Genomic DNA, 8,741 nt, shown 5'->3' with positions numbered 1-8,741 from the left:
TTGGTGGTGATGGGTGGAATTGAACCACCGACCTATGGGTTATGAATCCATCGCTCTAACCGACTGAGCTACATCACCTTGGGACGCGGGATTATAGGACCCGGCCACCCGGTGGTCAAGCTGCGAACTGCTCTGGCCGGTTCTCCACACGCGTTCTTGGCGGCCCCTGAGGGACGCCGAAAAGCAGCTACATCAGAACAATATCGTACTGTTCCTGCGTGTAGCTCGGCTCGGCCTGGAGCGAAATCGGCTTGCCGATGAAGTCGGAGAGCATGGCCAGACCTTGCGACTCTTCGTCAAGAAAGCGATCGATCACCGCCAGGTTGCCGAGCACGCGATATTCGCGGGCGTCGAACTGGCGTGCTTCGCGCAGCAGTTCGCGGAGGATTTCGTAGCACACGGTGCGCGCCGTTCTGACTTCGCCACGACCGTCACAGGTCGGGCACGTTTCACAGAGCACGTGCGCGAGCGATTCGCGCGTCCGCTTACGGGTCATCTCGACCAGACCCAGCGCCGTGAAACCGTTGACCGTCAGGCGCGTATGGTCGCGCGCCAGCGCCTTGTTGAACTCGCTGAGAACCGCTGCCCGGTGCTCTTCATTCTCCATGTCGATGAAGTCGACGATGATGATGCCGCCGAGGTTGCGCAGGCGCAGCTGGCGGGCGATGGTCTGTGCCGCTTCGAGATTGGTCTTGAAAATCGTGTCGTCGAAGTTGCGGACGCCGACGAAACCACCGGTATTGACATCGATGGTGGTCATCGCCTCGGTCTGATCGATGATCAGGTAGCCGCCCGACTTGAGATCGACCCGGCGCGCGAGCGCTTTCTGGATCTCGTCCTCGACGCCATGCAGGTCGAACAGCGGCCTCTGCCCGGTGTAGTGCCCCAGCAAGGGCGCGACGGTCGGCGTGTATTCGGCGGCAAACGCCATCAGCCTCTGGAAATTCTCGCGCGAATCGATGACGATAGCGGCCGTCTCGGGATTGACAAAATCGCGCAGCACGCGCTGCGCCAACGACAGTTCCTGGTAAAGCAGGGAAGGTGGCGCGGCGGTTGTCGACTGTTGCTGGATATCACGCCAGAGCTTGCGCAGATACTCGATATCCTTGGCCAATTCAGCGTCGCTCGCGTTCTCGGCCATCGTGCGCACGATGAAGCCGCCCGTTTCCTCGCTGGGCACCAGGCGCGACAGTTTTTCGCGCAGGGCTTCGCGTTCAGCCTCCCGCTCGATGCGCTGAGAGATGCCGATGTGATTGTCCTGCGGCAGATAGACCAGCATGCGTCCGGCGATCGACACCTGCGTCGACAGGCGCGCGCCCTTGCTGCCCATCGGGTCCTTGATCACCTGCACGAGGATGCTCTGGCCCTCGAAAAGCAGGCGCTCGATCGGCCGCAGCGGTTCGTCGTGGGGGCGCGGTTCGCGGATATCGGCGACGTGCAGAAAAGCGGTTCGGTCAAGCCCGATGTCGATGAACGCCGACTGCATGCCCGGCAGGATGCGGACGATGCGCCCGACATAGACGTTACCGACAAAGCCACGACTGGCGCTGCGCTCGATATGCAGTTCCTGCACGGCACCCTGATACATGACGGCGACGCGGGCTTCCTGCGGGGTGAAATTGATCAGGATCTCTTCGGACATGGGCGGGGCGATCGGGAGAATGAGGGTAAGATTGCGGGTTGCCCCATTCTACCCTCTCACGCCCCCTCCCCGGATGCCCACCGTCTCTACCTTGATCTCGCCCGAGTTGCTCGCGCCGGCTGGTTCCCCGACCATGCTGCGTACGGCGCTCGCTTACGGCGCCGACGCGATCTATGCCGGCCAGCCGCGCTACAGCCTGCGTGTACGCAACAACGCCTTCGGCAACCTCGACACGCTGGCCAGCGCGATCGGCGAAACGCAAGCCCGCGGCCGCAAATTCTACGTGGTCAGCAACGTCCTGCCGCACAACAGCAAGGTGCGCAGCTATCTCGCCGACATGGCGCCGGTGGTGGCGCTCAAACCGGACGCGCTGATCATGGCCGACCCCGGGCTGATCGACCTGGTTCGCGAAGCCTGGCCAGAAATGCCGGTGCATCTCTCGGTGCAGGCCAACACGGTCAACTTCGCCGCCGTACGTTTCTGGCGCAAGCTGGGCATCAGCCGGATCATCCTGTCGCGCGAGCTGTCGCTCGACGAAGTGGCCGAGATTCGCCAGGAATGCCCGGAGATGGAGCTGGAAGTCTTCGTGCACGGCGCCCTGTGCATCGCCTATTCGGGCCGCTGCCTGCTGTCCGGCTACTTCAATCATCGCGACCCCAACCAGGGCACGTGCACCAACTCGTGTCGCTGGGATTACAAAGTGAAGCCGGCGGACGCTGAAGCGGCTGACAGGATGGGTGCCTGCAACTCCCCCGCCACAGGCGCCATCGGTGGCGAGTGGCTGCTCGAAGAGAAAGAGCGCCCGGGTGAGTTGATGCCGATCGATGAGGACGAGCACGGCACCTACATCATGAACTCGAAGGACCTGCGCGCCGTCGAACACGTCCGCCGCCTGACCGAGATCGGCGTCAATTCGCTGAAGATCGAAGGACGCACCAAATCGCCCTATTACGTGGCCCGCACCACGCAGGTGTACCGCCGCGCCATCGACGACGCGGTTGCCGGCCGCGCCTTCGACCCGGGCCTGCTCGGCGAACTTGAGGGCCTGGCCAATCGCGGCTACACCGATGGCTTCTACCAGCGCCACCACGAACATGAAATGCAGAACTACCTGCGCGGCCACTCGGAATCCGGGCGCAGCCTGTACGTCGGCGACGTGATCGACTGGAATGGCGAGCGCCAGCTGGCGCTGATCGACATCAAGAACCGCATTTCGGTGGGCGATCGGCTGGAAATCATCCATCCCTCAGGCAATCGCGTGATCGCGCTCGAGCACATGGAAAACCTCGATGGCGCACAAATCCGTGTCGCCCCGGGCAACGGCCACAAGGTGTGGATCCCGCTGCCGGTCGAACTGCCCGGCGCGATGCTGGCGCGCTTCGTCTGATTCGTCGAACGCCGATGGGCCGGGCACACCTTTTCGTCGACATCTCGGCACACGGCTTCGGCCATCTGGCACAGGTGGCGCCGGTACTCGAAGCCTTGAAGCAGCGTCTGCCCGAACTGCGCCTGACCATCCGCAGCGGCCTGCCCACCGACAAGCTGCGGGCTCGCCTGTCGGCCAACTTTACCCATCTGCACGAAAGCAGCGATTTCGGCTACGTGATGCACGATGCGGTGAGCCTTGACCTGGAGGCGACGGCGCTGGCCTATCGCCGTCAACACGCCGACTGGGAAGCGCTGGTCGATCGTGATGCCCGCCTGTTCAACGAACTGCAGCCGGATCTGGTGTTCACTGACGTCGCCTACCTGCCGCTGGCCGGCGCCGCACGGGCCGGCATTCCGTCAGTCGCCATGTGCTCGCTCAACTGGGCCGAGCTCTTCGCCCATTTCTTCGCCCGCGAGGACTGGGCGGCGGCCATCCACCATCAGATGCTGGAGGCGTACAAGAGCGCCGAATGCTTCCTGCGCGCAACGCCGGGAATGGCCATGGCCGACCTGCCGCGGCTACGCCCGATCGGCCCGCTTGCCGCGCTGGGGCGCGACTGTCGGCAGGAATTGCAGGCGCAGCTCGGCTGTAGCGATGAGGAGCGAGTGGTCCTGGTTGCCTTCGGTGGCGTCGAAAAGCAACTGCCAATCAACGATTGGCCGGCGCTTCCCGGGCTGCGCTGGCTGGTTCCACAAGCCTGGCGGGTCAATCACCCAAACGCCGCCGATCTGGAACCTCTGCACCGACCGATCATCGATCTGTTGCGTTCGGTCGACGCGGTACTGACCAAGCCGGGCTATGGCACCTTCGCCGAAGCCGCCTGCAACGGCACGCCGCTGCTCTACCTGCGGCGCGAGGACTGGCCGGAACAGGATTTCCTGATCGACTGGCTGCAGCTACACGGGCGCTGCAAGGAAGTTGGCGAGGGCGACCTGCGCGCGGGTCGCCTGCAACCGGCGCTTGAGCGCTTGTGGAGCCAAGCCACCCCACCAACTCCGCAGCCTTCGGGCGCTGAAGAAGCAGCGGCAGCGCTCGTGCCATGGCTGACAAGGAGTGAACAGGACTTAGTCGTCCACAAGGCACGGTGGAGTCACTGCCCCCTCACGGACTGAACTGCTTGCGGAGTTGCCGGACTTGTGGCACCAAGGCCGGAATGTCAGTCCGGATGATGCTCCACAGGGTGTCGTTGTCGATCCCCAGACAGCCATGACTCAGGCGGTTACGTGTGGCGATGATGAGCCGCCACGGGAAATCAGGAGTGGTATCTCGAATCGCATTCGGGATGGCGTTGCGGCTTCGCCGATCAGTTCCAGATTGCGCAAGGTCGCATCGTAACTCAGTCCATTGGCAACAAATCCGGTCTGGTCGAGCCCCTCGGTATAGACGATGACTTTCTCGGCAAAACCGATCATGTCGTCGAGATAGAAGCGCCATTCACGAGCCGGGTTGTCAGACATGCACCGCCTCCTTTTCGATGAATGGACGCAGTTCGGCACGCAATGCCTTTTCGGTAACCAGATCGACCCGACTGCCGAACAGGTCTTCGAGATAGAACTGGACGCCAAAATAGCGTTCCGAAGTCGCCGGTCCATCGAATGCGACAAGGACATCAATGTCACTGTCAGATTGTGCCGCCTCGCGTACGGTCGAGCCAAACAGAGCGAGGCGCGTCACTCCAAAGCGCTCCGTCAGCACAGGCTTGCTCTTGGAAAGCAATTGCAGGGCGGTTGAACGGTTCATTGCACCCCCAGACAGGCGTTCGTCTGCACGATTGTCGGAGAAGTGCGCAGCCAAGTAAACACGGTTGGATAAACAACATTTGCAGAGTGCAGTGCTGAACCAACGCACATCTTGGCGCCTTCCCATGGCGGGAGTCGTCTGCGCCTGCTACGCTAGAAATGCTCCGACTCGAGCCCAATATGGCTCAGCCGCCCTCATTGTTCCGTATCAGCATTAAGCAGCCGTTCACAATAGCGCGCGATCAGGTCGATTTCGAGATTCACCCGGCTGCCGGGCTGCAGCCGCCCGAGGGTGGTGGCTTCGAGCGTGTGCGGGATGAGGTTGATGGTGAAGGTGGCGCCGTCCACCGCATTGGTCGTCAGGCTGACGCCGTCGACGGTGATCGACCCCTTGCGGGCGATGTATCTGGCGAGAGCTGCCGGCGCCCGGATCTCGAGCAGGCGATTGTCGCCAACCGGGTCGAAACGCAGCACCTCGCCGATACCATCGACGTGACCGGAGACCAGATGCCCGCCGAGGCGATCGGCCAGGCGTAGCGCCTTCTCGAGGTTGACCGGAGCCGGCGCGGCAAGGCCAACGGTGCATGCCAGCGATTCCGGAGACACGTCGACGAAGAAACATGCGTCCTGCTGGCCGACGACGGTCAGGCAAACGCCGTTGCAGGCAATCGAATCGCCGAGCGCCACGTCATCGAGTTCGAGCTTGCCGGCGGCGATGGTCAGGCGGACGGTTTCGGCGCCGTCATGGCGTGGCGTGATCGCGGTGATTTGGCCAACAGCAGCGATGATTCCTGAGAACATGGCGAACATCCGGCGGAGAAGTGATCGGGGAAACGGCGGATTCTAGCATGCCGCTCCGTCGCCTTTCGGGCGCGCCGGACGCCAGACGAAGCGCCCTAACCGGACGGACAAGGGTCAGCCGCCAGCGGCTTCGCGGCTCTTGCTTTCAGCGTCAGGCGAAGCCCCGAGATCAGCCGATCCGGCGTCCACCAAAGCCGAGCCGTCAGCCATCCACGCTTGCAGCAGGGTGTAGGCTACGGCCAGCACCACCGGACCAACGAAGATGCCGACCAGGCCGAAAGCCAGCAGGCCGCCGATGACACCAGCGAGAATCAGCAGCAAGGGCAGGTTGGCGCCCTTCTGGATCAGGATCGGGCGCAGGAAGTTGTCCAGGCTACCGACGATCACTGTCCACACCAGAAGAAAGGTGCCCCACCCGGTGTTATCGCCCCAGTACAACCAGACGACGGCGGGCGCCAGCACCAGAGTCGGGCCGAGTTGGGCGATGCAGAGCATGAACATCAGCGCGGTGAGAATGGCCGCAAACTTGACGCCGGCAATGGCCAGGCCGATGCCGCCGAGCACTGATTGCACCAGGGCGGTCACGCCAACGCCGAGCGCCACGGCACGAACGGCTTGGCCGGCCAGCACGACAGCGCCGTCGCCACGTTCGCCGGCCAGGCGATGGCCGAAACGCCGTACCTCTGCCGCCGCCTGCTCGCCGCCTGCGTAGAGTATGGCCGACAGGGCGACGGTGAGTAGAAACTGGACGAAAACCAGCCCGAAGTTGCCCACCTCGGCGGCGAACCACCTGGTCAGGTTTCCCGCGTAGGGCGCAATCTTGGCGATCAATCCGGACTTTCCAACGGCCGCAAGTTGCACCCAGCCTTGGTCGAGTTTGTCGCCGATCAGCGGCACGCTAGCCACCCAGGCGGGCGGCGGAGGGACCTCCATGGCGGCGAGATATTTCGCCCCGCTGGTGATCTGGTCGGCGTGTTCGACCAGAGTGGCAATGGCCAGCGACAAGGGAACGACGAGAACCAACAGCACCAGCAGCGTCATGACGATGACCGCCGGCGTGCGACGATTGCCGAGGCGCCGTTGCACGTTCAGCATCACCGGCCAGGTGGCGACGACAACCATCGTCGCCCAGATCAGCGCTGGCAGAAAGGGTTTCAGGATCCAGCCTGAAGCGGCGATCAGTACGCCGATAAAAAGGATGACCAGCGTACCGCGGGCCAGTTCTGTCTTGGGCGGGGTGATGTTAATCATCTGGGTCATCCGAATCATTTGTTTGCTGGAGGCATTTGCTTCGCTGGCCCGTCGCTCGCAGCGTCCGCGTTGGGGCACGGATGCGCGCGAAGCACCAGAATGGTAGCTCAAATTGCGTCCCGAAACGTATGATGGCTGCCTGCCAGGCAAGGCGTTCGGATACGCGAGGCGCTTCCGGAAACGCAAAAAAGGATTGGCTGCGCGTTTTCACATTGAGGGTCAATGGATCGCCAGCGGTACCAGCACGAATGGTAGTACGGCCAAGGCTTGGGAATAAAATGGACTGCGTGCAGAAGAGAACCATCACCTGGCAGCGAGCGAAATCAGCCATCGCGGGCGATTCGCGCCAAGCCCTGTTGATTACCGGTCCGCCTCGACGATGAATCACGCGCTGCTTTTCTCGGTTTTCATTGTCGCCTCATGCGGCCTGGCCTACGAACTGATCGCCGGCGCGCTGGCCAGCTATCTGCTCGGCGACTCGGTGACTCAATTCTCGACGGTGATCGGCACCTACCTGTTCGCCATGGGGATCGGCTCGTGGCTGTCGCGCTACATCGAACAGCACCTGATCGCACGTTTTATCCAGGTCGAGCTGATGGTCGGCGTTCTGGGTGGCTTCTCGGCGGCGGCGCTGTTCTTCATCTTTGCCTGGTCGCCAGCGCCGTTCAAACTGGCGCTTTACCTGGCGGTTTTCGGCATCGGCGTGATGGTCGGACTGGAAATCCCGCTGATCATGCGCATCCTCAAGCGTGACCTGGCGTTCAAGGATGTCGTCTCGCAGGTGTTGACCTTCGATTACCTCGGCGCGCTGGCCGTGTCGATCCTCTTTCCGGTGTTGCTGGTGCCGCATCTGGGCCTGATGCGCAGCGGCCTGCTGTTCGGTGTGCTCAACGTGGCGGTGGCGCTGTGGGCGTGGTGGTTGTTTCGTGGGCAACTACAGAACTTCCGCTGGCTGCGGGTGCAGGGCGGCACGGCAATGCTCGCCCTGCTGGCGGCCTTTGCCGCGGCCGGTGAACTCACCTCGCTGGCCGAGGCCCACCTCTATAGCGACGAGATCGTCCATGCCGAGAGCACGCCTTACCAGCGCATCGTCGTCACCCGCTGGAAAGACGACTTGCGCCTGCATCTGAACAACAACCTGCAGTTCAGTTCGCGCGACGAGTACCGCTACCACGAGGCACTGGTCCATCCCGGACTGTCCACGCTGCCGGCCGCGCGGCGGATACTGGTACTCGGCGGCGGCGATGGATTGGCGCTACGCGAGATTCTCAAGTACCCGCAGGTTGAGTCGGTGACGCTGGTCGACCTCGACCCGGCGATGACCCGATTGTTCGCCAGCGCGCCGCCCCTGCGCAAACTCAACCAGGACGCGCTGCATTCGCCGAAGGTCAAGGTGGTCAATGCCGATGCCCTGCAGTGGCTGGAGGAGAATGACGAGCTATTCGATTTCGTCGTCGTCGATTTCCCGGACCCTTCGAACTTCGCGCTCGGCAAGCTCTACAGCTCGGCGTTCTACCGCCTGCTCGAAAAACATCTGGCAGGCGGGGCGCTGGCGGTCATCCAGTCGACCTCGCCGCTCTACGCGCGGCAGTCGTTCTGGTGCGTCGTCACCACCCTGGAAAGTGTCGGCCTGGTGGCGACGCCCTACCACGCGCTGGTGCCTTCGTTCGGCGAATGGGGCTTCGTGCTGGCCGGTCGCCACGCCTACCGACCGCCGCAATCCTACGCGGTCGACACGCGCTTCCTGACCCCGGCAACGACGCCGGCGCTGTTCGTGTTCCCCAAGGACATGGCGCGCGTCGAGGCCGAAGTGAACCGGCTTAACAGTCAGGTGCTGGTGCGCTACTTCGAGCAGGAGTGGCGGCAGGTGATCCGCTAG

At 63.0% G+C, this 8,741-nt stretch carries 7 protein-coding genes, 1 tRNA gene and 1 pseudogene; 3 read left to right on the top strand and 6 right to left on the bottom strand.

Annotated elements, in window-relative coordinates; all coding sequences use genetic code 11:
• Position 1: 1 nt before the first annotated feature.
• A tRNA-Met gene (locus tag RUW20_RS17005) sits at positions 2-78 on the bottom strand.
• A gap of 109 nt (positions 79-187) precedes the next feature.
• Entirely contained in the window at positions 188-1,642 is a 1,455-nt protein-coding gene (gene rng, locus RUW20_RS17000) for a ribonuclease G (protein WP_313953412.1), read from the bottom strand.
• Positions 1,643-1,715: 73 nt separating this feature from the next.
• Here rng and yegQ point away from each other — a divergent pair, with 73 nt between their 5' ends.
• Together yegQ and RUW20_RS16990 are read left to right on the top strand one after the other, a co-directional pair.
• Positions 1,716-3,029, top strand: coding sequence for a tRNA 5-hydroxyuridine modification protein YegQ (gene yegQ, locus RUW20_RS16995; RefSeq protein WP_313953411.1), 1,314 nt, complete (start codon positions 1,716-1,718; stop codon positions 3,027-3,029).
• A gap of 14 nt (positions 3,030-3,043) precedes the next feature.
• A complete protein-coding gene (locus tag RUW20_RS16990; RefSeq protein WP_313953410.1) occupies positions 3,044-4,183 on the top strand; it encodes a hypothetical protein in 1,140 nt (379 codons plus the stop codon).
• Here RUW20_RS16990 and RUW20_RS16985 read toward each other — a convergent pair.
• The 4 genes and pseudogenes from RUW20_RS16985 to ydiK all read right to left on the bottom strand — a co-directional run bounded on the left by RUW20_RS16985 (position 4,173) and on the right by ydiK (position 6,862).
• Positions 4,173-4,528 (bottom strand): annotated as a pseudogene (locus RUW20_RS16985) (DUF86 domain-containing protein). The gene RUW20_RS16990 and the pseudogene RUW20_RS16985 sit on opposite strands and share 11 nt — an antisense overlap.
• The gene (locus RUW20_RS16980) at positions 4,521-4,811 is read right to left on the bottom strand and encodes a nucleotidyltransferase family protein (protein ID WP_313953409.1); all 291 of its coding nucleotides are present in this window, start codon (positions 4,809-4,811) and stop codon (positions 4,521-4,523) included. Before RUW20_RS16980 ends, RUW20_RS16985 begins: the two are co-directional and overlap by 8 nt.
• A 194-nt stretch (positions 4,812-5,005) precedes the next feature.
• Positions 5,006-5,611, bottom strand: a complete 606-nt coding sequence (locus tag RUW20_RS16975; protein WP_313953408.1) for a riboflavin synthase — start codon at positions 5,609-5,611, stop codon at positions 5,006-5,008.
• A gap of 114 nt (positions 5,612-5,725) precedes the next feature.
• Entirely contained in the window at positions 5,726-6,862 is a 1,137-nt protein-coding gene (gene ydiK / locus RUW20_RS16970; protein WP_313953407.1) for an AI-2E family transporter YdiK, read from the bottom strand.
• Positions 6,863-7,241: 379 nt separating this feature from the next.
• Between ydiK and RUW20_RS16965 the strand changes: the two genes are divergently transcribed.
• Positions 7,242-8,741, top strand: coding sequence for a polyamine aminopropyltransferase (locus RUW20_RS16965; protein ID WP_313953406.1), 1,500 nt, complete (start codon positions 7,242-7,244; stop codon positions 8,739-8,741).

The organism is Accumulibacter sp. (assembly GCF_032229525.1).
Taxonomy (GTDB): Bacteria; Pseudomonadota; Gammaproteobacteria; order Burkholderiales; family Rhodocyclaceae; genus Accumulibacter.
This window is presented reverse-complemented; position numbering and strand designations above follow the sequence as displayed.